The sequence below is a fragment of the Halomonas sp. BMC6 genome (assembly GCF_964204995.1).
GTDB lineage: Bacteria > Pseudomonadota > Gammaproteobacteria > Pseudomonadales > Halomonadaceae > Vreelandella.
Genome location: NZ_CAXNSH010000001.1, coordinates 3,592,801 through 3,615,698 on the forward strand (window position 1 = coordinate 3,592,801; position 22,898 = coordinate 3,615,698).

Sequence of the window (22,898 nt, forward strand, 5' to 3'; positions counted from 1 at the left end):
GCTTGCATAGTAGCCTGATTATCTCGTCGCCAACAGGCGCTACACTTCTACCAAGCAAATACGCCCTGCCTTTCTCGCGACATCTAACAACACAAGGAGCCCCCATGGCCCATCGTATTGCAGTCATCGCTGGCGACGGTATCGGTACCGAAGTGATGCCCGAAGGCATCCGCGCGCTGGAAGCCGCCGCCAAACGCTTCGACATCGACTTGGCATTCACCACGTTCGAGTTCGGTAGCTGCGACTACTACCTGGAACACGGCCAAATGTTGCCCGACGACTGGTTCGAGCAGCTCAAAGACTTTGATGCACTGTTTTACGGAGCCGTGGGCTGGCCAGAAAAAGTGCCGGACCATATTTCACTGTGGGGTTCGCTGCTGCAGTTCCGTCGTCAATTCGACCAGTACATCAATCTGCGCCCCTGCCGATTGATGCCCGGCATTAAAAGTCCGCTGGCGGGCCGCAAGCCCGGCGACATCGACTTTTACGTAGTGCGTGAAAACACCGAGGGCGAGTACTCCAGCATCGGCGGCAAGATGTATGAAGGCACCGAGCGCGAAATCGTCATTCAGGAAACGGTGATGAGCCGTACCGGCGTGGACCGCGTGCTGAAATACGCCTTCGATTTAGCGCAAACCCGCCCGCGTAAAAAGCTTACCTCGGCCACGAAGTCCAACGGTATCTCCATCACCATGCCCTACTGGGATGAGCGCGTAGCCGAAATGGCCAAGCAGTACCCCGAGGTGGCGGTAGATAAGTTCCACATTGATATTTTGACCGCCAACTTTGTGCTGCACCCCGACTGGTTCGACGTGGTGGTGGGCAGCAACCTGTTTGGCGATATTCTTTCCGACTTAGGCCCAGCCTGCACTGGTACCATCGGTATTGCACCCTCCGCCAACATCAACCCGGAAGGCAAGTTCCCCAGCCTGTTCGAGCCGGTACACGGCAGCGCGCCGGATATCGCCGGGAAAGGCATCGCCAACCCCATCGGCCAAATCTGGTCTGGGGCGATGATGCTGGAACACCTGGGCTATAAAGAAGCGGGCGATGCCATGGTCGATGCCATTGAAGCGGTGCTGAGCGAAGGCGATAGCCAAGTGCTCACCCGCGATGTAGGCGGCAAGGGCACCACGGAAAGCTTGGGCAAAGCCATTGCCGAGCGGATTGGCGGCTAATCTCCCCTACAAAAACAACGCCTCACAACGAGCAACACCTCGCTGCATTAACAGCGAGGCGTTGCTCGTTTTCGGTTAGCATTTTTAGCTAACGATTAATTCGCCAGCTTAGCGGCAATCTCAGCCACGTGTTTACCCTGGAAGCGGGCGATTTTCAGCTCGCGATCATCCGGCTGGCGGGAGCCATCGCCACCGGCCAGCGTCGCGGCACCGTAGGGCGTGCCGCCGCTTACTTTCGAAATATCGAACTGCTCTTCGATGCCGTAGCCAATCGGCACGATGACCATGCCGTGGTGGGCCAGCGTGGTCCAGGTGGACGTAATGGTCATCTCATCGCCACCGCCGGTACCGGTCGAGGTGAACACGCTCGCCACCTTGCCACGCAGCGCGCCGTTGGCCCACAAACCACCGGTTTGGTCGAGGAAGGTACGCATCTGGCCAGCCATATTGCCAAAGCGAGTCGGCGTACCAAAGATGATGGCATCGTAATCGGCCAGCTCTTGGGGTGTGGCTTCCGGCGTGGTGAAATCCTGCTTGCCGCCGGCGTTTTTATACGCCTCGTCTGGCATAGTTTCGGGCACGCGTTTTACCGTGACCTCTACGCCATCAACACCTTTTGCACCTTCCGCCACAGCGGCTGCTAAGGTATCGATATGTCCATACATGGAATAATACAGCACCAGTACCTTCGTCATTACTCACTCCTTTGCATCTGCATTCAAGCATCAGACAGGTTGCCCGTAGCGGGCGGCGAAAACTCATTCAAACATAGCCTAATCAAGCGTAGAGAAAAGCGAATGTTTTCGACGCCCCGCTTCGATTTCATCGATGCGCCGACCTTGCGCTTTTGCCACTTCGGCACTAATTTTTCTTGTATCGTTTTTACGGTATGTTTCATTCACGTATAACGCCAAGGAGTCCGGCATGACGATTTTCGAAGCCCTGCGCAAAGACCACGACATTCAGCGAGACCTGCTGGCCCGCCTGGTAGAGACCCATGGCGATAGCGAAGAGCGCGACACGCTCTATCAACAGGTGCGTGCCGAGCTGAAATATCACGCTAACGCCGAAGAGCGCGCGCTGTACATCCCTATGATGGACATCGACCTCACCCAAGAAAAAGCGCGCCACAGCGTGGCCGAGCACCACGAGATCGACGAACTGATCGAACTGTTGGACGACACCGACTACAGCGCTAGCCACTGGCTCACCCATGCCAAACAGCTTCAGCATCTGGTCACGCACCATCTCGATGAAGAGGAGCAAGAAGTCTTTCAGTTGGCAGGTCGTGGCCTGCAAGAGAACCAAAAGTCCTCGCTGGCCAAAGAGTACCAAGAGGAAATGCAGCGACAGCGAGCAGGCTAAACGTCTCTCGTGCGTGACACGCTCATACGCACCGGTGAACAAAGCGCTTGTGGCCACGGGCCATGAGCGCTTTTTTGTACCGGCCACTTTCATCATCCCACCGGCCATTTTCACGCGAACGACGCCTCCCCTTGTGAACAGCCGCGAGCGTGGTTAAAGGTAGGAGCAATAAAAAAGCGAATGCCCATGCTCAAGGACACTTTCATGCTAGGCCAATGGCTCGACTGGACCCTCGACGAGGAACGCCCCACCCCGCGCATCGGCCGCTTCCCAAGCGGCACGTATCATCTTCACGGGCCAGGGATTCTGGAGCTCACCCCTAACATTCTTCGCCCCGGCGCCCGTGCCTGCGTTTTCTCTGCAGCCATTCATGGCAATGAAACCGCCCCGGTAGAACTGATCGGCGACTGGCTGAGTGCCTTGGAAGCCAGCACGCTGCAGCTAGGCGCTCCGGTGCTGGTGATCTTGGGCAATATTCCGGCGCTAAAAGCACAAAAACGCTTCATCACCACCAATCTCAACCGGCTGTTCAAACGCGACCTCGACGACAAGGGCAGCGAACCCGATCGAGCGCGGGCGTTGATGGAAGCCGTGGATGCGTTCTTTGCCCGCCATCATGCGCTGCCGAAGCTGCACTACGACCTGCACACGGCCATTCGTGGCAGCTTGTACACCCGTTTCGTGGTAGAGCCTTATGCGCTCTCGACCACCGATGCAGAGCAGTGGCAGTGGCTGGCCGCTGCTGACATGCAGGCGGTGCTTCACCAGCATCAGCACAGTTGGACCTTTTCCCACTACAGCAAGCATTACCACCACGCTCAAGCGTTTACCTTCGAGCTTGGCCGCGTCGCCCCGTTCGGTGCCAACGACATGGCGGCGCTGGCGCCAATGTTGCGTATGCTGAGCGCGCTCAGCGCGGGTTACGAACCGCCGAAACAGCCCGCCGACAGCATGGTCTTTTTCAAAGTGCAGCACGAGCTGATGCGCCAAGCGGAGGACTTTACCCTCTGCTTCGACGACGACGTGCCCAATTTCAGCCGCTTCGAACCCGGTACCTGCTTAGCCAAAGATGCGACGGCAGGCGACTTCGTGGTAGAAGAGACGCCGCTGCACGTCGTGTTTCCCAATGCCCAGGTCGACATCGGCGCACGCGCTGCCCTGCTGGTGGTGCCAAGTCATGCCATCACGTGACCGTCATACCACCCGTACAACCGATTAGCGTCACAAAGTCGCTTTCATAACAACAACGTAAGGGGCCGTCAGGACGCACGGCAACGTACCAAGACCAATGTCGCCCTGATAAAGTACGCGCATTTGGCACAGTCCTGATAGAATCGCCCCTTTTTTCGCGCCAGCCGCACCGAAAGCACATTGATTCATCCGTTGCTGCTGCGGCAACCCTGTACTGGAGCCTAAGTTATGGCCGCTACGCCTACTCCCCTTGAAGTGCGCAATATCAAAAAGCGCTTTGGCGATACAGAAGTCCTCAAAGGCCTCTCTCTGGAAGCCCAAAAAGGTGACGTCATCACCCTCATTGGTGCCTCAGGGTCAGGCAAAAGCACCTTCTTGCGCTGCATGAACCTGCTGGAACAGCCCGACGATGGCGAGCTGTACGTTCACGGCGAGCAAATCCGCTTCAAGACCACCAAGCATGGCCGCGAACCCGCCGACTGGAAACAGGTGGTACAGATGCGCGCCAAGCTCTCGATGGTGTTCCAGAGTTTCAATCTATGGGCGCACATGACGCTGCTGGAGAACATCATCGAAGCGCCGATTCACGTGCTCGGCAAGCCGAAAAACGAGGCCATCGAGCACGCCCATGCGCTTCTGGACCGCGTAGGACTGAGCGCTCGCGCCAACGCCTACCCAGCACAAATGTCCGGTGGCCAGCAGCAGCGCGGTGCCATTGCCCGAGCACTCGCCATGGATCCAGAGGTGATGCTGTTCGACGAGCCGACCTCGGCGCTGGACCCCGAACTGGTGGGCGATGTCCTAAAGGTCATGCGTGACCTGGCCGATGAGGGACGCACCATGGTCGTGGTCACTCACGAGATGAGCTTTGCCCGTGACGTTTCCAGTAAAGTGATTTACTTGCACCAAGGCTTGGTAGAAGAGCAAGGGGCACCCGACGATGTGCTTGGTAACCCGCAGTCACCGCGCCTGAAGCAGTTCCTGGCTCCCAAATACTGATCCGCGAGGCACGCACACCATGCTCGATTTGCAAGGTTACGGCCCCCGCCTGATCGAAGGGGCGGGCGTCACCGTTCAATTGGCCGTTCTATCGCTGATCCTGGCGATCGTCCTGGGCCTTCTCACCGCTAGCGCCAAGATGTCGCGTAACTGGCTATTACGCCGCACGGCGACCGTCTACACCACGGTCATCCGTGGCGTACCGGATTTGGTCCTGATGATGCTGCTGTTCTTCGGCGGCCAGATCGGTGTCAACGCCATCAGCGACCTGCTGTACTATAACTATGAGATCGATATTTATATCAATTTCAACGCCTTTGCCGCTGGCGTGCTCACCATTGGCTTCATTTTCGGTGCCTACATGGGCGAAACCTTTCGGGGAGCGTTCATGGCGGTGGACAACGGCCAAATCGAAGCCGGTAAAGCCTACGGCATGAGCAGTGGCTTGGTCTTTCGGCGCATTCGCTTTCCACAAATGATGCGCCACGCCCTACCCGGCCTCTCCAACAACTGGATGGTGCTGCTCAAAACCACCGCGCTGGTCTCGGTGATCGGCCTGACCGATATGGTCCGCGTCGCCGCCGAAGCCTCCCGCGCGACCCACGAGCCTTTCGTGTTCCTGATTCCCGTCGCGCTGGCTTATCTCCTGATCGCCAGCGTGTCCGAGTGGATCTTTGCACGGCTACAAAAACGTTACGACATCGGCTTTGGGGGGCAGTGACATGCTAGATATCTCTGCATGGTTCAATGACCTGCTGGCAGACAACCTGATTTTTACGCCCACCACCCTGGGCTACTATTGGGAAGGTTTGGTGACCACCACGCAGCTAGTGTTTCTCTCGCTGGTGGCAGGTTTGATTCTGGCGGTGCCCCTGGCCATCATGCGCAGCTCCAAGCGCAAGTGGATCAGCCTGCCGGTCTATCTCTATACCTACGTGTTCCGCGGCACGCCGCTGCTGATCCAGCTCTATATCATCTACTACGGCGTGGTGTTCATCGACGGTATTCAGGAGACCTTCCTGTGGGCCGTGTTGAAAGAGGCCTTCTACCCCGCCCTGATTGCCTTTACGCTGAATACGGCGGCCTACACCACCGAGATCTTCCGCGGGGCAATCAAAGCCACCTCGCAAGGTGAAATCGAGGCTGCACGCGCCTACGGCATGTCGCAACGCCTAATGATGCGGCGGATCATTCTGCCCAGCGCGTTCCGTCGTGCACTGCCCGCGTATGGCAACGAAGTGATCTTCATGCTACACGCCAGCGCCATTGCCAGCGTGGTGACGCTGATGGACCTGACCGGCGCGGCACGCTTTGTGTACGCCCGTTTTTATGCGCCCTTCGATGCCTTCCTGTTCGTCGCGGCGATCTACCTCTGCTTGACCTTCGCAATTTTGTACTTCTTCCGGTTCTTGGAGAAAAGACTGCTGGCCCATCTGCGGCCGCTAAATGGCTAGCCCTAACAAATCCAACACGCGCCAGCGTAAAACAAACGTTGGTTTATATGCAGGCTCCCCCTTTTCGCCAACCTCAACCTGGGGTACGTTAAAGGGGATCACCTTGGGTGAACCTGCTTCTTTTGGAGTTTAAAAATGAAAAAACTACTGACTGTTTCTCTGCTGGGCTTGGCCGTTGCGGCGGCATCTTCTGCGCAAGCGCGCGACTACGACAACGTGCGTATTGGCGTTGACGTTCCCTACGAGCCCATGGAGTACCGCACCGCTGAAGGCGAGCTGACCGGTTTCGATATCGACCTGGGCAACGCTCTTTGCGAGCGCATCGGCATTACCTGCGAGTGGGTCGAGCAAGAGTGGGACGGCATCATTCCGGGCCTGATGTCGCGTAACTACGATGCCATCATGTCCTCCATGACCATCAACGACGAACGCCGCCAGCAGGTGCTGTTCTCCGACCCCTACATCACCATGCCGTCTGCCTGGTTCGCACCCAGCAGCCTCGACATCAGCGAAGCCAACGAAGAGACCCTGGCAGGCAAAACCATCGGCGTTCAGCGTGGCACCCTGCAGGATAACTACGTCACCGATAACTTCAGCAGCGTCGCTGACATCAGCCGCTACTCCACCGCCGACGACATGGTGCTGGACATGGAAGCACAGCGTCTGGATATCGTCTTTCTCGACTTCCCGATCGGCCAGTCCACGCTGCTAGAGAGCGAAGAAGCTGAGTACGTGGTGGTAGGTGAGCGCATCAGCGAACCGAAAGAGTACTTCGGCGACGGTTTCGGTATCGCCTTCCGTCAGCGTGATGAAGCGCTGGCCGAACAGTTCAACGAAGCTCTGGCTGAGCTTCAGGAAGACGGCACTTACGATGAAATCTACGCCCGTTACTTCGGCGAAGAGTAAGCGCTAGCTGCTTAGGTGTGCCTCCCCGCCAGGGGAGGCATGCAAGCGAGACGCCATCATGCCCTCACGCCGCCTCATATCCCCCGCGCTGCATGCGCTTCGCCCAGGTACCCAGGGCACTATTGCCCGTTTCTACCTGAGCGAGTGGTTCGACGAATAGCCTTCCCCTTTGGCACGCCCGTGCCAACGCGCGCCCTGCGTGTACGTTGCCATGCGTAAACGACGCACGGCACTCCCGCGCTTAGCGCACCCCTTGCCATAGCTGCCTTACGTACGCGGCACTTGGCATTCAGTAACACCATCATCGCTACTAACAATCGCTTCAGGAGACTGACTATGCGTTATGCAACGCTGTCCGTGGCCGCTATTCTTGCGGCAGGTGTTTCACTCTCATTGGTATCCACTGCCGCACTGGCGCGGGACTACGACGAAATCCGTCTGGGTGTCGATGTTCCTTACGAGCCGTTTATGTACCGCGAGGCCGACGGCACGCTCACCGGTTTTGAAATCGAGCTAGGCAACGCCGCCTGCGACTACTTAGAAGTCAGCTGCACCTGGGTAGAGCAGGACTGGGACGGCATCATTCCCGGCCTGCTGGCACGCAACTACGACGCCATCATGTCCTCCATGGCAATCACCGACGAGCGCGCCCAGCGGGTGCTGTTCTCCGAGGCGTACTACACCACGCCCAGCGCCTGGATCACCACCCGCGATAAAGAAATCGATATCGAAGACCGTGCCAGCCTGGAAGGATTGACCGTTGGCGTGCAGCGGGCGACGTTGCAGGACAACTACGTCACTCAGCTTTATGGCGATGTCTTGGAGATCCGTCGCTATACCGGCGCGGACGATGTGGTCACTGACCTGATGGGGGGCCGCCTGGACCTCACCTTCATGGACTACCCCATCGCCGAAGCCACCATCGACATCGACACCCCGGAAAGCGATTTCCAGCGCATCAGCGACTTCATCAAGCAGCCCGAAGATATCCTTGGTCAAGGCGTGGGCATGGCATTTCGTCCCCGTGATGAAGCGCTCGCCGAACGCTTTAACGAGGCTCTGCGTGCGCTCAAAGAGAACGGCACTTATGATGAGATCATGAACCGTTACTTCAACTACGATGTACGCTTATAAGCGATCTGTTTAAATAGCGTAACGATACCAACACCAGCGCCGACCCCAGGTCGGCGCTTATCGTTTGCCCATTACTCTCCTGGGAAACCCATGCTGACACTTGTAAAAAACGCCCAGCTCTTTGCCCCTGAACCTCGCGGGTTGTGCCACCTGCTGATTGCCGACCAGCGCATTGCGGCGGTACTGGATGCCAGCGAGGCGTACCAGCTTGGTACGCTCATTCAGACCATCGACCTGGAGGGCCGACGCGTGATTCCCGGCCTGGTCGACCCACTGGTGCACTACATCGGTGGCGGCGGTGAAGGCGGCTTTGGCAACCGCACCGCCGAACTCAGCCTGGAAGACGCCTGCGCCTCTGGCGTTACCACGCTGATTGGCGCGCTGGGCACCGATGCCCTCACCCGCACCCCCGCCAACCTGGTTGGCAAAGCGCGGGAGCTGGCGGCAGGCGGTCTGAGCACTTACGCCTACACCGGCTCTTATCAGCTGCCGCCCGTCACGCTGACCGGCTCGGTGGCCAGCGACATTCTGTATATTCCTGAATTCATCGGCGTGGGCGAAGTGGCTATCAGCGACCATCGCGGCTCCCAGCCCACCACCCAAGAGCTGACACGGTTGGCGTCTGACGCCCGCACCGCCGGGCTGCTGGCAGGCAAATCGGGCATCGTGTTCATTCACACCGGCGACGCCGACTCCCACTTGGAGCCGCTGCGCCAGGTCGCCAAAAACAGCGCCATTCCGCTGGCGCAGTTCTACCCCACTCACATCAACCGCACTGCCGCGCTGTTCGAAGATGGCCTGCGCTTTGCCCGTGAAGGCGGGCGCATCGACTTCACCACCAGCACCACGCCGGAGCTGCTGGCCGGTGGCGAAGTACCCGCTTCTGAAGCCGTGGCGCGGGCGCTAAAAGCACGGATCGAACCGAGCCAACTCAGCCTCTCCTCCGATGCCAACGCCTCGCTGCCGGAATTTGATGATCAACACCGGTTTATTGGCTTGAAACCCGGTAAACTCAGCAGCCTATTCGAGGTGCTGGGCGAGTGCGTCAACGACCACCAGATCAGCATGGAGCACGCGCTGCGCTGTGCTTCCACCACTGCGGCCGATGCCCTGAAGCTACCCCAAAAAGGCCGCCTTCAGCCCGGCGCGGATGCGGATTTCATCGTGCTAAGCGAACAAGGCTGGGCCATTGATCATGTTTGGGCGCTGGGTAAACCGATTTTCAGCGCCAGCTAATCCCCCATCCCCTCAGCGAACTTGCTCAGCCAAACCGGGTCTTTACTATCACTGAACCACATACAAGGAGGTAGCATGGCTGAAACAACGGCGGCTCACTCGGCCCCAGCCACAGATGCGGCGGCCGCGCTACGGCCCTCATCCCACTGGACGGCCTGGGGGCAGTGGCTGGCGCTCTTCACCATGACCGTGGATCACCTCACCCGCTACGTACTGCCGGGGGATTGGGATTTAAGCTGGGCGGGCTCTTCGATTGGGCGCATAGCGTTTCCGCTGTTTGCCGCCATGGTGGCGTGGCACGGCTTGTTCAACACCCGCAACCCGCTGCGCTATTCACGGCGAATATTGATCATCGGGATCGCCGCGCAGCTCCCCTATATGCTGATGCCCCGCGCCTCCGATGCGTTCATCTTGAACGTCTGCTTTACCCTGGCCAGCGGCTTGGCACTGGGTGCTTTGGTGCGCCAGGGGTGGCAGCACTACCAGCAACAAACCTTAGGTTTGGGCTGGTTGATGCTGGGAGCCGCCGTCGGCGTGACCGCGTGGTACCTGCTCGGGTTCTGGGTGGAGTATGGTCACAACGGCCTACTGCTGATTCCGCTGTTTATGTTTGCCATGCAGACGCTCAGCGAAACTCGTAACGTGCTGAAATCTCGCCTCTGGGCGGGGCTAGCGGCGTTTCCCGTACTATGGATTGCCGGGCAGATGAACGCCTCCGACATGGCCAAATCGTTCACCGTCGCCACCTGCGTACTGGTCTTGATGCTTGCCGCAGGCGCGGCTCAGCGAGTGCCGCCCGTAGCTTTAGCCATGCCCCGCCGTTTATGGCTGGCGTGGTACCCTGGGCACTTTGCGTTGATTGCCGTGTGGTTGCTGCTTAGCGGTCAACTGGCAGGTTAGGAGCCTGTTCGGCCACGCGCTTATTGATTTCGTCACTCATCCAGGGCTGGTAGCGGCGTAGCCGCGCCCGGCCCTCGGTTTTCGCTTGATACATCGCCGTATCGGCTTGTTTGAGCACATCCGCATGGTCGCAGTCGGCCGCATTGAAGCAGGTATAGCCCATGCTGGGGGTGACCTCGACCCAGCGGCTCTCCAGGCGGTACTTGCCCGCCAGCGCCTGCTGCACGGTCTCCATATAGCGGGCAGCGGCGGCGATGAGCGCCTCCCCCTCCGTCACTTCAAAAAGGGCGAGCAGCACGAACTCGTCGCCACTCAGACGGGCGGCCATATCATCGTTCTGTAAACAGGACTCCAAGCGGCGTGCCACCTGTACCAGTAGGTCATCCCCCGCCGCGTGGCCCAAGGTATCGTTGATCAGCTTGAAGCGGTCCATGTCCATGAACATCACCAAACCACCGCGCCGGTCGCTGGCCTGCTCGCCGCACAGCGCTTCTAAACGCTCGATGAACAGCCGTCGATTGGGTAAATCGGTCAGCGCATCGTAGTAGGCTTGGCGGTAAATGATCGCCTCGCTGCGCTTTCGTTCGGTGAAGTCCTCGATAATCGCCACGCCGCCTACCCTTTGATTGCTGGCGCTATGGACGCCGTTGAAAAACGCCCGCAAAGGGATCCCCACACTGGCGTTGGGCAACCGGTAGGTGCCTTCGTAGTACCCGGTGCCTTTTTCCAGCGCGTCTCTCACGGCTTGCGCCACGTCAGGGTCAGCAGAGCGGTCCAGCATGCGGTAGCCGAGTAGCTTCGGCCGCTCCACGCCCAGAATATCCAGCAGCTTGCCGTTGCAGTCGGTAATCTGCCCTTGCTCATCGAAGTGCAGCACCCCCAGCGGCGAGTGCTGAAAAATGGAGCGATAGCGATTTTCGCTTTCGCGAAGCTGCGCTTCCCGCGCCGCCATACTTACCCGCAGGGCAATGTTGTCATGGATGGTGCGGCTAAAGCGGCGGCTGGTGGCAATGATCAACCCCAAAAAAAGCACAAGCATGAGGCCAATCAGAATGGAGAGTGGCGAGCCCTGGAGCCAGAACTGTATCTTCAGCGGCAATAAAATAGGTAGTACGAAGCCAACCGCAATCCAGCCCACCGAGGAAAGCGTGGTCACGCCCCCTGCCGCAATGCCAGCCAGTACGATCGAGAGCGCCGCAATTTGGCCGGGGTGATCATGACTGAACAGCAGCACGCCGGATGCCCCCCAGACGCAGCCTGACGCAATGGCTCCAATGGCAAACCAGCGCAACCAGCGTTGACGCTGCTGTTGGAGCGCGGGCAGTCGCTTGAACCGCTGCGCCAGCAGTAGCCTGAGCACGGAGATCACGGTCAGCGCCGCAAACCACCCCAGCAGCAGCCAAGCCTCCACCACCGGCCACATAGCCGCCACCAGCAATCCCCCCGCCAGCACGCTGCTCAGTACCGGTTGCCATAGGTTGTCGTAGAGCAAGCGCACTTTTTCACCGCGCAAACGCTGCATGGTGATGTGGTGGTCACGTTGATAACCACTGCGTAGCCCGGAGGCCGTGGCAGTAAGGGGGGTGGGGGGCGACATACAAACTCCCTGTTCTTCAGTCGGCTTAGCGCCAATCTTATTGGTTAGGTTGTTTTTAATACACCTGTTTTAGCACGTTTACGCGCTATTAAGGAGTAGCCGCCGACAATAAAAAAGCCGCGTTATTAAGCGGCTTGCCTTACGAAAAGAGGGCGGTGACGTCAGCCCATCAGGACTGCCTGGATCGCTTCATGCCCTAGAGATCTAGTGGCGCGGGGCCACATGGGAAGATTGTTCGCTAACACGCCTGTTGATCTCATCACTCATCCATGGCTGATAGCGACGCAGCCGCGCACGGCCTTCGGATTTGGCCTGATACATGGCGATATCGGCCTGCTTGAGCACGTCGACATGGTTATAGGCCGCCGTATCAAAGCAGGTGTAACCCATACTCGGAGTAACATCGACCAAGCGGTTTTCCAACCAGTATTTCCCCGACAGCGCCTGCTGAACGCGGGCCATGTACTGCTCGGCAAGAGCGTCCGTTTGGCTCGCGTCCCCTTCGTCAAACAGGGCCAGCAAAACAAATTCATCGCCACTTAACCGTGCGGCCATATCGCCGTCGCGTAGGCAAGACTCCAAGCGCCGCGCGACCTGCACCAGCAATGCATCCCCAGCCGCATGCCCCAGGGTGTCGTTGATCAACTTGAAGCGGTCCATGTCTAGAAACAGAACCAACCCGCTGCGCTTTTGGTCGATCGTGTGGGTATCGAGCGATTCCAGCCGTTCGATGAACAGGCGCCGATTGGGCAAATCCGTGAGCGCATCGTAATAGGCTTGGCGATAAATGATCTCTTCACTGCGTTTACGCTCGGTGAAGTCCTCGATAATGGCCACCCCACCGATGATGCGATTGTCCATGCCGTGCACACCGTTAAAAAAAGCACGCAGTGGCGTCTTTTTTTGAGTGTTGGGGAGATGGTACGTGCCTTCGTAGTAACCCGCCCCTTTTTCAATCGCATCCCTGACGCTGTCGGCCACCCGGGGGTCTGCGGAAGGCACAAGCAAGTCATGGCCCACGATGCAACGACGATCAACGCCCAGGATCACCGGCAGCTTGCTATTGCAGTCCGTCACCTTGCCGTCTTCATCGAAGTGAAGCACGCCCAGCGGTGAGTTTTGAAAGATGGAGCGGTAGCGATTTTCGCTCTCAAGCAGCTGCGCTTCACGATCGGCCATGCTCATGCGTAGCGAAATATTATCGTGAATGACTTGTCCCAGGCGTCGGCTGGTAAGAATCAACAAACCGACAAACACAATAATCAACCCACCGATAGCCTGCTGGGTCGGCGCTGGCGAGAGCAGTAGCAGCACTTGCAAGGGCAAGCTAATCGGGATGATGAAGCATACGGCCACCCACCACACAGCCGAAAGCATCGTAACGCTACCCGCTGCCACGCCTGACAGCACAATCACGAGAAAAGCCACATAATCCGTTTGCTCACCCTGAAACATCAAGACGCCACCGCCGCCCCACGTGCACCCCGCCACCAGCGCTCCCAGAGCGAATCGCCACAGCCACTGGGCATTCGCCTGTTCTTCCAGCGACGACCGCAAAAAACGACGGGCGTCACACAACCGCCAGGCAGACACGGCTAAAAGGACGATAAACCACATCACTACATGTGCCGTATCCACTACGTTTCGCATGACGGCCGCTAATACGAGAGCACCTAAAATGCCTGCTGACACAGGCTGCCAGATGTTGGCGTAAAGAAGGCGCACTTTTTCGCTGCGTAAACGCATGGTGTCTACCGAGCATGGTTGAGGAAAATCACTGGGCAAGCCTGAAGACGTTATCATGGGCAAGACACCATACGTTCAGTGATACGGAGAGCGACCTTTCACGTAGGTAATGCCTTTCACGCATTCATGGGGGAACGGTGGCGACATCCAGACGGTTTCGTCCTTGTACCATGGTGGCGTCGTTTGAGGAGTCCTTGTCACAAAAATTCACCTCCATCGCTGGGGCATCCAACGATGGAGGTGCAGTAGTAAAAGGCGAGGGGTCGACCTGTAGGAATCCCTATAGCGTCGATTCGAAACTCCACTCTACGGGAGGCGCATCGGGGATCAACGCTTGGCAAGCGCGGACTTTCTCCAACAGCTCGGCGTGGGTGGCGGCCACAACGTTAACGTGGGCTAGTTTACGCCCTGGACGCTCGGCTTTGTCGTAGCGGTGCAAGTGAGTGTCGGCAATGGCTAGCAGTGCGGCGTTATCGCCTTCTAGGCCAATCACGTTCACCATGCAGGTGGGCGCAATGGCATTCGTGGCACCTAACGGCAAGCCCTGTACCGCCCGCAAATGGTTCTCGAACTGGCTGGTAGCCGCGCCATCCATCGTCCAGTGGCCGGAGTTATGCACCCGGGGGGCCATCTCATTGGCCAACAGGCTGCCGTCGCGGGTTTGGAACAGCTCCAGCGCCAGTACGCCTACGTAATCCAGCTCATCCAGCAGCGCTCGGATGTAGCTGTCGGCCGTCTGCTGAACGCTGGCGTCCAAATCCGGTAGCGGCGCCACGGAGTAGCGCAGAATGCCGCCCACGTGCTGGTTTTCGGCCATAGGGTAGAACACCACCTCTCCATCGCGGCCGCGCACGGCAATCATCGAGACTTCGCGCACGAAATCGACGAAAGCCTCGACGATGAGCTGTGAATGGCCAATGGCCTCCCACGCCTCTTGGGCCTGCTCCGGCGCTTTCAGCACCGCTTGCCCCTTGCCGTCGTAGCCTTCAGTGACCGACTTGGCCACCACAGGGCAGCCTAATTCGGCGGCAGCGGCGGCGAGCTGCTCAGCGCTTTCTACCACGCGGTAAGCGGGTGTCGGAATATCCAAGCGATCAAACAGCGCCTTCTCTTCTACCCGGTTTTGGCACACCGCAATGGCGCGACTGCCAGGGTACACCGGCTTATGCTGCTCGATCTGCTGGACCAGCGCCACGGGCAGGTGTTCGAACTCGTAGGTCACCACATCGACCTTATCGAGAAACGCCGCCAGGTGCTGGTTATCCGGGTCGACGATCACCTCGCCGATACCCGCACTGGGGTTACCGGTGGTATCCAAAAACGTGAAGGTGTTACCTAGCGGATAGCCCGCCAGTGCCAGCATACGGCCCAACTGGCCTGCCCCAAGGACACCAATATTTTTTGCAATCATACGGTTTGCACTCTGTGCGCTCATGATGGCTACCTATTGGGCCTGAGGGTCGGCGTCGGGGCGCGGGTCGGGGTTATCCAGAACAAGCTGGGTCTGTTCGGTACGGAAGGCTTCGACGGCGTCACGTACGGCGCTGTCCTGCAGGCCCACGATTTGTGCCGCCAAAAGGCCCGCATTGGTCGCACCGGCTTTGCCGATGGCCAGGGTGCCGACCGCAATGCCGCCCGGCATTTGAGCAATCGAGAGCAGCGAATCCAAGCCCTTGAGCGCTTTGGACTCTACCGGCACACCCAGTACCGGCAGCGCCGTTTGTGATGCGACCATACCCGGCAAATGAGCGGCACCACCGGCGCCGGCCACGATCACCTGCAGGCCGCGCTCAGAGGCGCTTTTCGCATATTCGAACAGCAGGTCGGGGGTGCGATGCGCCGAGACCACACGGGTTTCGTAGGGAACGCCCAGCCGCTCCAACATCGCCACCGCGTGCTCCATGACCGGCCAATCCGACTTCGACCCCATGATTACGCCCACCTTGGGTGCGCTGTTCGACATGCAAAACTCCTCGGCCAACGGCCTCTTCAAGCTAGAAAGCAGTCCATAAGCCGCGCAACGCGCCGCTCACTCAGAAATAGGAAGGCGCATAGTTTACCAGAGCTACGGGCGTTTGCGGGGGTGACGAGAGGCGTGAAATTTTCCTCAAATTAAGCATTGAAAACCGCGTGAGTTGGCGGCATTGTGTGCTTGTCACTTCCGACTGATGGAGTCACATGAGTACGGCATACTCAACTGCTCACGCAGAAGCGCTGGATCCTCCGCGAAGCAGCCCTGACCTCGATGTCAGGGAACTTGAAAAACGTACGCGCCTCATGCGCATCATTACCCGCCTGATCGCCGTATCAGACCTGGGAAGCCGTGAAATCGCCCGCCGGGCTGGCCTACCAGTGCAAAAGATCAGCGACCTGCTCGCCGGAAGGCTGGAGCATCTGGACATCGATGAACTGAATGTCCTGCGTCGCACGTTAGAGCTGGAGGCGCCATAGCAGCCACGCCACCGCCACGCTAACTATCACCGCTTGAGCATCTTCCCGCCCCGGTTACTGGGGCGGAATCATGACGCCGCCCAACGCCACTACGATGACCACCAGCCAAGCCGGCAGTTTCCACACGGTGAGCAGCAAAAAGCCCGTCAACGCCAGCACGAACTCGTAAGGCCCAAGAATGGCGCTGGTCCACACCGGCTGATAGAGCGCCGCGCCTAAAATCCCCACCACCGCCGCATTGGCACCACGCATCAGCGCTTGAGCACTGCTCCACTGGCGAAACTGATTCCAAAACGGCAGCACGCCGACCAGCAGCAAAAATCCCGGCACAAAAATCGCCAGCAGCGCCAGTAACGCGCCAATCACGCTGGGTATCCCTGGCAGCAGCGCCCCCAAGTAAGCAGCAAACGTAAACAGCGGCCCCGGCACCGCCTGAGCTGCGCCGTACCCCGCCAAGAACTCATCTGCCGTGACCCAACCCGATTGCACCACTTCCGCTTCCAGCAGCGGCAGCACCACATGGCCACCGCCAAATACCAGCGCGCCTGAACGGTAGAACGCATCGACGACGTTCAACCAACCGGTGCTCGCCGCTAACAGCGGTAAGAGCACCAACAAAGCGGCGAATAAACCTAATGCTAGCGTGCCCGCTCTACGCGTTACCGGGAAGTGCAGCGATTCGCTAGACGATGCTGCAGCGCTTTGGCGACACAGCAGCAGACCCGCCACGCCACCCAGCACAATCGCCGCCACCTGCCCCAACGGCCCGCTGACCAGCACCACCGCGAACACCGCTGCCAGGGCAATGCCCGTGCGGGTTTTATCCGGGCAGAGGTTACGCGCCATGCCCCACACCGCGTGGGCCACAATAGCCACCGCCACCACTTTCAAGCCGTGAATGATGCCGCTGGCCACCGGGCCATCCAGCACTGCCGTACCCAATGCAAACAGCACCAGCACGATGGCAGAGGGCAGCGTAAACGCCAGCCACGCCATTGCCGCCCCCCAGGGGCCTGCGCGCATCAACCCTAAGGCAAAGCCTACCTGGCTACTGGCGGGACCCGGCAGAAACTGGCACAGCGCGACCAAATCCGCGTAGGCCTGCTCGCTGAGCCACTGGCGGCGTTCGACAAACGCCGTGCGAAAGTAGCCCAGGTGCGCCACGGGGCCACCGAACGAGGTCAGCCCCAGCGCCAAAAATGCCCAGAACACCTCGTTGGCCCGCCCTCGAACCGGATTCTTTTCTGACATCGTGCCCACCGTTTACCCATTAAAAAGCGCAAAGCGTTCAGGGTACGCCTTGCGCTTGACGACTTAGTGACAGCCTAATCGTGCCGGTGACTCTTCACAGATTATTCTTGGTCGGTCACCGCACCGGTACTGGCCGAGCTGACCAATTTGGCATACTTCGCCAACACGCCTTTACGATAGCGCGGCTCAGGCTGTTGCCAGGCCGCACGGCGGCGCATCATCTCTTCATCGCTGATATGCACATCAATGGTATCGGCTTCGGCATCAATGGTGATCGGGTCGCCATCTTCCACCAGCGCCAGCGGGCCACCGTCGAAAGCTTCTGGAGACACATGCCCCACCACGAAACCGTGGCTGCCGCCGGAGAAGCGGCCGTCGGTAATCAGCGCCACATCGTTGCCCAAGCCACGGCCCATAATGGCTGAGGTCGGCGTGAGCATTTCGCGCATGCCGGGGCCGCCTTTCGGGCCTTCGTAGCGAATCACCACCACATCGCCCGCCACCACGGTGCCGTCATTGATGCGTGCCTGAGCTTCCTCTTCCGAGCCAAACACCCGTGCCGAGCCGCTAAAGCGCGTGCCCTCTTTGCCGGTAATTTTCGCCACCGCCCCTTCCGGCGCTAAGTTACCAAACAGAATACGCAGGTGGCTTTCGGCTTTGATCGGGTTACCCAGCGGCGCGATGATTTGCTGATCCATCGGGTACGGCTCGACGTTAGTGAGGTTCTCGGCCAGCGTTTTACCGGTCACCGTTAAACAGTTGCCGTTAAGCAGCCCAGCATCCAGCAGGATTCTCATCAGCGGCTGAATGCCGCCAATCGCCACCAGCTCGCTCATCATGTAGTGGCCGCTGGGGCGCAGGTCGGCCAGCACCGGCACGCGCTTACCAATCTCGGTGAAGTCCGCCAGGGTCAGCTCGACACCGATGGTGCGCGCCATGCCAATCAGGTGCAGCACCGCATTGGTGGAGCCACCCAGGGCAATCACCACGGTCACGGCGTTCTCGAACGCCTCGCGGGTCATGATATCGGAGGGCTTGATGTCTTGCGCCAGCAGCGCCAGCACGGCTTCGCCAGCGGCTTTGCAGTCATCGCGCTTCTCTTGTGATATTGCGTTTTGCGCCGAGCTTCCCGGCAGGCTCATGCCCAGCGCCTCGATGGCCGAGGCCATGGTGTTGGCGGTGTACATGCCCCCACAGGAGCCAGGGCCAGGAATCGCGGTCTCTTCGATGTTTTTAAGCTCGATCAGGTCGATGTCGCCACGGGAGTGGGCGCCCATCGCCTCGAACACCGAGACAATATCGGTGTGGCCCTTGCCGGGCATGATGGTGCCGCCATAAACGAACACGCTGGGGCGGTCGAGCCGTGCCAGCCCCATCACGCAGCCCGGCATGTTCTTATCGCAGCCGCCAATCGCCACCAGGCCATCAAAGCCTTCGCAGCCCGCCACGGTTTCGATGGAGTCGGCAATCACTTCCCGCGAGACCAGCGAGTACTTCATGCCTTCGGTGCCGTTGGCAATGCCATCGGAAATGGTGATGGTATTGAACACCACGCCTTTGCCGCCTGCGGCATCAGCCCCCTCCCGGGCAAACTCCGCCAGCTCACCAATATGGCTATTACACGGCGTCACCATGCTCCAGGTAGACGCGATACCTACCTGAGGCTTTTGAAAATCGTCATCGTTGAAGCCCACGGCGCGCAGCATGGCGCGGCTAGCCGCTTTACCGGGGCCATCCACCACCGGGGCAGAGTGGCGGCGGGTATTATGGTTGGTCGGCTCGGTCATCACGGACTCCTCTCAATTGCATGGCAAAGGCCACAGCTTGGCGATATATCTTACATCCCGCAAGGTACTTAACTTATGGCACCATAGCCTCACCACCACCCGTGACGCTGATTGCCGTGAAGGAACGCCGCCGTATGCCTGCCAATGCTTTGTTCTCCCCCACTTCGCTCCCCCCCGGTTTTATGGTGGTACATGCTAACCGCTTGGAAGATTTACGCGGTTTAGCGGTGGAGTGGATGCGCCGCCAGCCGTTGGGGCCGTTGGAGAACGAAACCATTCTGGTGCAGAGCAACGGTATTGGGCAGTGGCTAAAACTGGCGTTGGCGGAAGACCCTAAGAATGGCGGCGCGGGCATTGCGGCGGCGCTAGAGGTGATGCTGCCCGCGCGGTTTCTATGGCAGGCCTACCGCACGGTGCTCACTCACGTGTCGCAAAACGCCGATGCCGTGCCGGAAACCTCGCCGTTCGATAAATCGCGCTTGGTATGGCGGCTGCTGCGCCTGCTGCCTACCCTGGCCGGGCAGCCGGTGTTTGAGCCGCTGGCGCAGTTTCTAGAAATCGACCGCGACCAGCGCAAGCATTACCAATTAGCCGAGCGGCTGGCGGATCTCTTCGACCAGTACCAGGTCTACCGCGCCGACTGGCTGGACGCCTGGGCTAACGGCCACGATGTGCTAATTACCGCCAGAGGCGAGCACCGCCCTTTGGAAGAGCATCAGCGCTGGCAGCCCGCGCTCTGGCGCATCCTGCGGGACGATGTGGCCGCCACCCAAGGCGATGCCGGATTGAACAGCAGCCGCGCCCAGGTTCACCAGCGTTTCTTGAAGGCCACCGAGCACCTGGAAGGCCAAGACTGCCCGCCGGGGCTGCCTCGTCGGCTGATCATCTTCGGTATTTCATCGCTGCCCCAGCAAACCCTGGAAGCGCTGGCGGCGCTCTCCCGCTGCTGCCAAATCGTGCTGTGCGTTCACAACCCCTGCCAGTTCTACTGGGCGGATATCATCGAGCACAAAGACCTGCTGCGCGCCCAGCGCTACCGCCAGCGGCGCAAAACCGGCATGCCCGAAGCGCTGGATGTACTGGGCACTGGCGATGCCGATGACGCCCTGCACCTGCACGCCCAGCCGCTGCTAGCCGCCTGGGGCAAGCAGGGCCGCGACTACCTGCGCCTGCTCGATGAGCACGACGACGCGGGCAACTACCAAACTCTATTCGAGCAGCAGGCACTGCGCATCGATATGTTCGAGCCGTTCAGCGGCGAGGATCGCCACTGCCTGCTCAGCCAGCTGCAAGACGACATCCGCGAGCTGCGCCCCGTGGCGGAAACGCAAGGCCACTGGCCCGCCCTGCCCGCTTCCGATGACTCCATCGTGTTCCATATCGCCCACGGCCCCCAGCGGGAAGTGGAGATTCTCCATGACCAGCTGCTGGCCGCCTTCAGTGCCGACCCGCACCTGCGCCCGCGAGACATCATCGTCATGGTGCCGGATATCGACCGCTACGCGCCGCACATCGAAGCGGTGTTCGGCCAGTTGCCCACCGACGACCCGCGGCACATTCCCTACACGCTCTCCGACCAGGCCAGCCGCCACCGCCTGCCGCTGATGATTGCGTTGGAAAAGCTGCTACGGCTGCCGGAGCTGCGCCTGTCGGTGAGCGATTTACTCGACCTGCTGGATGTACCCGCCCTGCGCCAGCGCTTCGGCCTAGAAGAGCGCGACTTGCCGGTGCTAGAGCGCTGGATAGAAGGCGCGGGCATCCGCTGGGGGCTCAACGCCAAGCAGCGCCAGCGGCTGGAACTGCCCGGCGGGCTGAGCCAAAACACCTGGGCATTCGGCCTGCGCCGCCTGCTGCTGGGCTACACCGTGGGCGACGGCCACGCGTGGCAAGGTATTGAACCGTTTGATGATATCGGCGGGCTGGAGGCGGGCTTGGCTGGGCCGCTGGCGACGCTGCTGGAGAAGCTAGAAGCCACCTGGGAGAGCTTCTGCCAACCCACCGATGCCGCTACTTGGGTCGCACGGCTACGGGAGCTGCTGGAAACTTTCTTTCTTACCGACGACGCCCAAGAGAGCATCATGCTCACCAAGCTGGAAAGCGGCTTGCAGCAGATGCTGGAAAGCAGCCGGGAAGCCGAACTCAACGACCCGCTGCCGCTCTCGATGGTGCGGGAGCACTGGCTGGCGCAGATTGATGAGCACAGCCTTTCTCAACGCTTCTTGGCCGGGGCGGTCAACTTCGCCACGCTGATGCCCATGCGCGCCATTCCCTTCAAGCGGGTGTGCCTACTGGGCATGAACGACGGCGAGTACCCCCGCTCCCAGCCGCCGCTGGATTTCGACCTAATGGGCAGCGACTACCGCCCCGGCGACCGCTCCCGCCGGGAAGACGACCGCTACCTGTTTCTGGAAGCGCTGCTCTCCGCCCGCGACCAGCTCTACGTGAGTTGGGTCGGCCGCAGCCAGATCGACAATACGCCGCTGCCGCCCTCGGTGCTGGTGGGCCAACTACGCGACCACTTGGAAGCCGGCTGGCAAACGGAAAACGGCGCACCGCTGCTGGAAACACTCACCACCGAGCATCCGCTGCAGCCTTTTAGCCGCGCTTACTTCCACCACTCAGCAAGCCGACTGTTCACCTACGCCCACGAATGGCGCGAGGTGCACGCCCCACGCACTCCACCCGCCGCTAGCCGCACGCTGCCAGCGCCGGAACACGCCCCCACCAGCCTCTCGCTTGGGCAGCTAGGCAGCTTTCTACGCGAGCCGGTGCGCAGCTTCTTTAATACTCGCTTGGGGGTCTATTTCGAGCAGGAAGCTATCGCCGAGCTGGACGCCGAGCCCTTCGCCCTGGATGGCCTGCAAAACTGGCAGCTCCAAGACCAGCTGATTGCCGCCCAACGCCACGCGGTGGATAACGGCCAGCCTCGCATGCAAGCATTGCATGACGCGTTAGAGCGCTTTCAAGGCCAAGGCGTGCTGGCCATGGGCGCGTTCGGCGAACGCATGCGCGCGGCACTCGCTGAACCCATGGAGGCGCTTTTCAACGCCTACGAAGAAGCGCTAGACGCATGGCCGCATCTCCTGCCCGACACCATGATTCACTTCGAAGCCCACGGCCTCACGCTGGAAGAACCCTTGGGCGAGCTGCGCCAGGACGAAGCAGGCCACCGCTGCCGCCTGCTGCTGCTCAGTAGCAGCCTGATTAGCCAAGGCAGCGGGCGCGGCCAGTACCGCTGGAGCCACCTGCTGCGCCCCTGGGTCGCGCACCTAGCGGGCAACCTGGATGGCCCGATGACGACGCAACTGCTCTCCAAAGCGGGGCATGTCTCGTTAGCGCCGGTGGATGCCGAGACCGCCCGCCAGCATTTAGAAACCCAGCTAGCCGCGTGGCAAGCGGGCCTAGAAACCCCGCTGCCGCTCGCACCGCAAGCCGCGTTTGCTTGGCTAAGTAAGCAAGGCACGCCGGATATGGCGCAAGAAAAAGGCCGAGACAGCGACGCCTACGCCGCCTCTGAAACCGCCTATGAAGGCGGCCGCTTCCAAGCCGGTGAAGTGGCCCAAAGCGCGTATTTAAGCCGCCAGTGGCCCCGCTTCGAGCGGTTGTTCTTCGAGCAAGCCAACGGGCACACCTTTGCTACGCTCACAGAAGCGCTCTACGCGCCGCTCTTTTTCGCTGTTAAAGGCAAAAAAGAGTAAAGCCA

General features: G+C 59.9%; 19 protein-coding genes. 12 read left to right on the forward strand and 7 right to left on the reverse strand.

The window, feature by feature from the left end; genetic code table 11:
- Positions 1-104: 104 nt before the first annotated feature.
- Positions 105-1,178 carry a tartrate dehydrogenase gene (locus AB6K10_RS17340; RefSeq protein ID WP_159342782.1) on the forward strand — a complete coding sequence of 358 codons (1,074 nt, stop codon included), beginning with the start codon at positions 105-107 and terminating at the stop codon, positions 1,176-1,178.
- 95 nt (positions 1,179-1,273) lie between these two features.
- Here the strand turns inward: AB6K10_RS17340 and wrbA are convergent, their stop codons facing one another.
- The gene (gene wrbA / locus AB6K10_RS17345) at positions 1,274-1,873 is read right to left on the reverse strand and encodes an NAD(P)H:quinone oxidoreductase (protein ID WP_339119437.1); all 600 of its coding nucleotides are present in this window, start codon (positions 1,871-1,873) and stop codon (positions 1,274-1,276) included.
- Positions 1,874-2,102: 229 nt separating this feature from the next.
- Here wrbA and AB6K10_RS17350 point away from each other — a divergent pair, with 229 nt between their 5' ends.
- The 9 genes from AB6K10_RS17350 to AB6K10_RS17390 all read left to right on the forward strand — a co-directional run bounded on the left by AB6K10_RS17350 (position 2,103) and on the right by AB6K10_RS17390 (position 10,363).
- The gene (locus tag AB6K10_RS17350; RefSeq protein WP_159342784.1) at positions 2,103-2,543 is read left to right on the forward strand and encodes a hemerythrin domain-containing protein; all 441 of its coding nucleotides are present in this window, start codon (positions 2,103-2,105) and stop codon (positions 2,541-2,543) included.
- 204 nt (positions 2,544-2,747) lie between these two features.
- Positions 2,748-3,734 carry a succinylglutamate desuccinylase gene (locus tag AB6K10_RS17355; RefSeq protein WP_159343795.1) on the forward strand — a complete coding sequence of 329 codons (987 nt, stop codon included), beginning with the start codon at positions 2,748-2,750 and terminating at the stop codon, positions 3,732-3,734.
- Between the two features lie 228 nt (positions 3,735-3,962).
- Complete coding sequence (locus AB6K10_RS17360; RefSeq protein WP_339119438.1) at positions 3,963-4,733, forward strand: ATP-binding cassette domain-containing protein; 771 nt, start codon at positions 3,963-3,965, stop codon at positions 4,731-4,733.
- A 19-nt stretch (positions 4,734-4,752) separates the two neighbouring features.
- A complete protein-coding gene (locus tag AB6K10_RS17365) occupies positions 4,753-5,454 on the forward strand; it encodes an ABC transporter permease (protein ID WP_253018065.1) in 702 nt (233 codons plus the stop codon).
- 1 nt (position 5,455) lies between these two features.
- Positions 5,456-6,187 (forward strand): ABC transporter permease, encoded by a 732-nt coding sequence (locus tag AB6K10_RS17370; RefSeq protein ID WP_339119439.1) that lies wholly within the window; start codon positions 5,456-5,458, stop codon positions 6,185-6,187.
- A gap of 135 nt (positions 6,188-6,322) precedes the next feature.
- Positions 6,323-7,093: a transporter substrate-binding domain-containing protein gene (locus AB6K10_RS17375; protein WP_159342787.1), complete on the forward strand. Its 771-nt coding sequence runs from the start codon at positions 6,323-6,325 to the stop codon at positions 7,091-7,093.
- Positions 7,094-7,429: 336 nt separating this feature from the next.
- Positions 7,430-8,227 carry a transporter substrate-binding domain-containing protein gene (locus tag AB6K10_RS17380; protein ID WP_339119440.1) on the forward strand — a complete coding sequence of 266 codons (798 nt, stop codon included), beginning with the start codon at positions 7,430-7,432 and terminating at the stop codon, positions 8,225-8,227.
- A gap of 90 nt (positions 8,228-8,317) precedes the next feature.
- Complete coding sequence (gene iadA / locus AB6K10_RS17385) at positions 8,318-9,463, forward strand: beta-aspartyl-peptidase (RefSeq protein WP_339119441.1); 1,146 nt, start codon at positions 8,318-8,320, stop codon at positions 9,461-9,463.
- 75 nt (positions 9,464-9,538) lie between these two features.
- The gene (locus AB6K10_RS17390) at positions 9,539-10,363 is read left to right on the forward strand and encodes a TraX family protein (protein ID WP_285263119.1); all 825 of its coding nucleotides are present in this window, start codon (positions 9,539-9,541) and stop codon (positions 10,361-10,363) included.
- On the opposite strand, the gene AB6K10_RS17395 is transcribed toward AB6K10_RS17390, so the two are convergent.
- The 4 genes from AB6K10_RS17395 to purE all read right to left on the reverse strand — a co-directional run bounded on the left by AB6K10_RS17395 (position 10,341) and on the right by purE (position 15,669).
- Positions 10,341-11,960: a diguanylate cyclase gene (locus tag AB6K10_RS17395; protein WP_339119442.1), complete on the reverse strand. Its 1,620-nt coding sequence runs from the start codon at positions 11,958-11,960 to the stop codon at positions 10,341-10,343. The two genes, AB6K10_RS17390 and AB6K10_RS17395, sit on opposite strands and share 23 nt — an antisense overlap.
- A gap of 204 nt (positions 11,961-12,164) precedes the next feature.
- The gene (locus AB6K10_RS17400; RefSeq protein ID WP_305946508.1) at positions 12,165-13,763 is read right to left on the reverse strand and encodes a sensor domain-containing diguanylate cyclase; all 1,599 of its coding nucleotides are present in this window, start codon (positions 13,761-13,763) and stop codon (positions 12,165-12,167) included.
- 223 nt (positions 13,764-13,986) lie between these two features.
- Positions 13,987-15,117 (reverse strand): 5-(carboxyamino)imidazole ribonucleotide synthase, encoded by a 1,131-nt coding sequence (locus AB6K10_RS17405; RefSeq protein WP_339119443.1) that lies wholly within the window; start codon positions 15,115-15,117, stop codon positions 13,987-13,989.
- Between the two features lie 33 nt (positions 15,118-15,150).
- Positions 15,151-15,669, reverse strand: a complete 519-nt coding sequence (gene purE, locus AB6K10_RS17410) for a 5-(carboxyamino)imidazole ribonucleotide mutase (protein WP_159342793.1) — start codon at positions 15,667-15,669, stop codon at positions 15,151-15,153.
- 215 nt (positions 15,670-15,884) lie between these two features.
- Between purE and AB6K10_RS17415 the strand changes: the two genes are divergently transcribed.
- Complete coding sequence (locus AB6K10_RS17415; RefSeq protein ID WP_159342794.1) at positions 15,885-16,157, forward strand: XRE family transcriptional regulator; 273 nt, start codon at positions 15,885-15,887, stop codon at positions 16,155-16,157.
- Positions 16,158-16,211: 54 nt separating this feature from the next.
- Here AB6K10_RS17415 and chrA read toward each other — a convergent pair whose 3' ends face one another.
- Both chrA and ilvD read right to left on the reverse strand, forming a co-directional pair.
- Complete coding sequence (gene chrA, locus AB6K10_RS17420; protein ID WP_159342795.1) at positions 16,212-17,408, reverse strand: chromate efflux transporter; 1,197 nt, start codon at positions 17,406-17,408, stop codon at positions 16,212-16,214.
- 101 nt (positions 17,409-17,509) lie between these two features.
- Entirely contained in the window at positions 17,510-19,195 is a 1,686-nt protein-coding gene (gene ilvD / locus AB6K10_RS17425; protein WP_339119444.1) for a dihydroxy-acid dehydratase, read from the reverse strand.
- Positions 19,196-19,329: 134 nt separating this feature from the next.
- On the opposite strand from ilvD, the gene recC reads away from it, so the two are divergent.
- Complete coding sequence (gene recC / locus AB6K10_RS17430; RefSeq protein ID WP_339119445.1) at positions 19,330-22,893, forward strand: exodeoxyribonuclease V subunit gamma; 3,564 nt, start codon at positions 19,330-19,332, stop codon at positions 22,891-22,893.
- Positions 22,894-22,898: the final 5 nt, after the last annotated feature.

What these genes read in the sequence shown, in the direction of transcription:
- AB6K10_RS17390 (WP_285263119.1), top strand. Translation starts at nt 9,539, where the DNA reads ATGGCTGAAACAACGGCGGCTCACTCGGCCCCAGCCACAGATGCGGCG.
- AB6K10_RS17340 (WP_159342782.1), top strand. Translation starts at nt 105, where the DNA reads ATGGCCCATCGTATTGCAGTCATCGCTGGCGACGGTATCGGTACCGAA.
- AB6K10_RS17350 (WP_159342784.1), top strand. Translation starts at nt 2,103, where the DNA reads ATGACGATTTTCGAAGCCCTGCGCAAAGACCACGACATTCAGCGAGAC.
- AB6K10_RS17400 (WP_305946508.1), bottom strand. Translation starts at nt 13,763, where the DNA reads ATGATAACGTCTTCAGGCTTGCCCAGTGATTTTCCTCAACCATGCTCG.
- ilvD (WP_339119444.1), bottom strand. Translation starts at nt 19,195, where the DNA reads ATGACCGAGCCGACCAACCATAATACCCGCCGCCACTCTGCCCCGGTG.
- AB6K10_RS17365 (WP_253018065.1), top strand. Translation starts at nt 4,753, where the DNA reads ATGCTCGATTTGCAAGGTTACGGCCCCCGCCTGATCGAAGGGGCGGGC.
- purE (WP_159342793.1), bottom strand. Translation starts at nt 15,669, where the DNA reads ATGTCGAACAGCGCACCCAAGGTGGGCGTAATCATGGGGTCGAAGTCG.
- AB6K10_RS17360 (WP_339119438.1), top strand. Translation starts at nt 3,963, where the DNA reads ATGGCCGCTACGCCTACTCCCCTTGAAGTGCGCAATATCAAAAAGCGC.
- wrbA (WP_339119437.1), bottom strand. Translation starts at nt 1,873, where the DNA reads ATGACGAAGGTACTGGTGCTGTATTATTCCATGTATGGACATATCGAT.
- AB6K10_RS17370 (WP_339119439.1), top strand. Translation starts at nt 5,456, where the DNA reads ATGCTAGATATCTCTGCATGGTTCAATGACCTGCTGGCAGACAACCTG.
- iadA (WP_339119441.1), top strand. Translation starts at nt 8,318, where the DNA reads ATGCTGACACTTGTAAAAAACGCCCAGCTCTTTGCCCCTGAACCTCGC.
- AB6K10_RS17405 (WP_339119443.1), bottom strand. Translation starts at nt 15,117, where the DNA reads ATGATTGCAAAAAATATTGGTGTCCTTGGGGCAGGCCAGTTGGGCCGT.
- recC (WP_339119445.1), top strand. Translation starts at nt 19,330, where the DNA reads ATGCCTGCCAATGCTTTGTTCTCCCCCACTTCGCTCCCCCCCGGTTTT.
- AB6K10_RS17355 (WP_159343795.1), top strand. Translation starts at nt 2,748, where the DNA reads ATGCTAGGCCAATGGCTCGACTGGACCCTCGACGAGGAACGCCCCACC.
- AB6K10_RS17375 (WP_159342787.1), top strand. Translation starts at nt 6,323, where the DNA reads ATGAAAAAACTACTGACTGTTTCTCTGCTGGGCTTGGCCGTTGCGGCG.
- AB6K10_RS17380 (WP_339119440.1), top strand. Translation starts at nt 7,430, where the DNA reads ATGCGTTATGCAACGCTGTCCGTGGCCGCTATTCTTGCGGCAGGTGTT.
- chrA (WP_159342795.1), bottom strand. Translation starts at nt 17,408, where the DNA reads ATGTCAGAAAAGAATCCGGTTCGAGGGCGGGCCAACGAGGTGTTCTGG.
- AB6K10_RS17395 (WP_339119442.1), bottom strand. Translation starts at nt 11,960, where the DNA reads ATGTCGCCCCCCACCCCCCTTACTGCCACGGCCTCCGGGCTACGCAGT.
- AB6K10_RS17415 (WP_159342794.1), top strand. Translation starts at nt 15,885, where the DNA reads ATGAGTACGGCATACTCAACTGCTCACGCAGAAGCGCTGGATCCTCCG.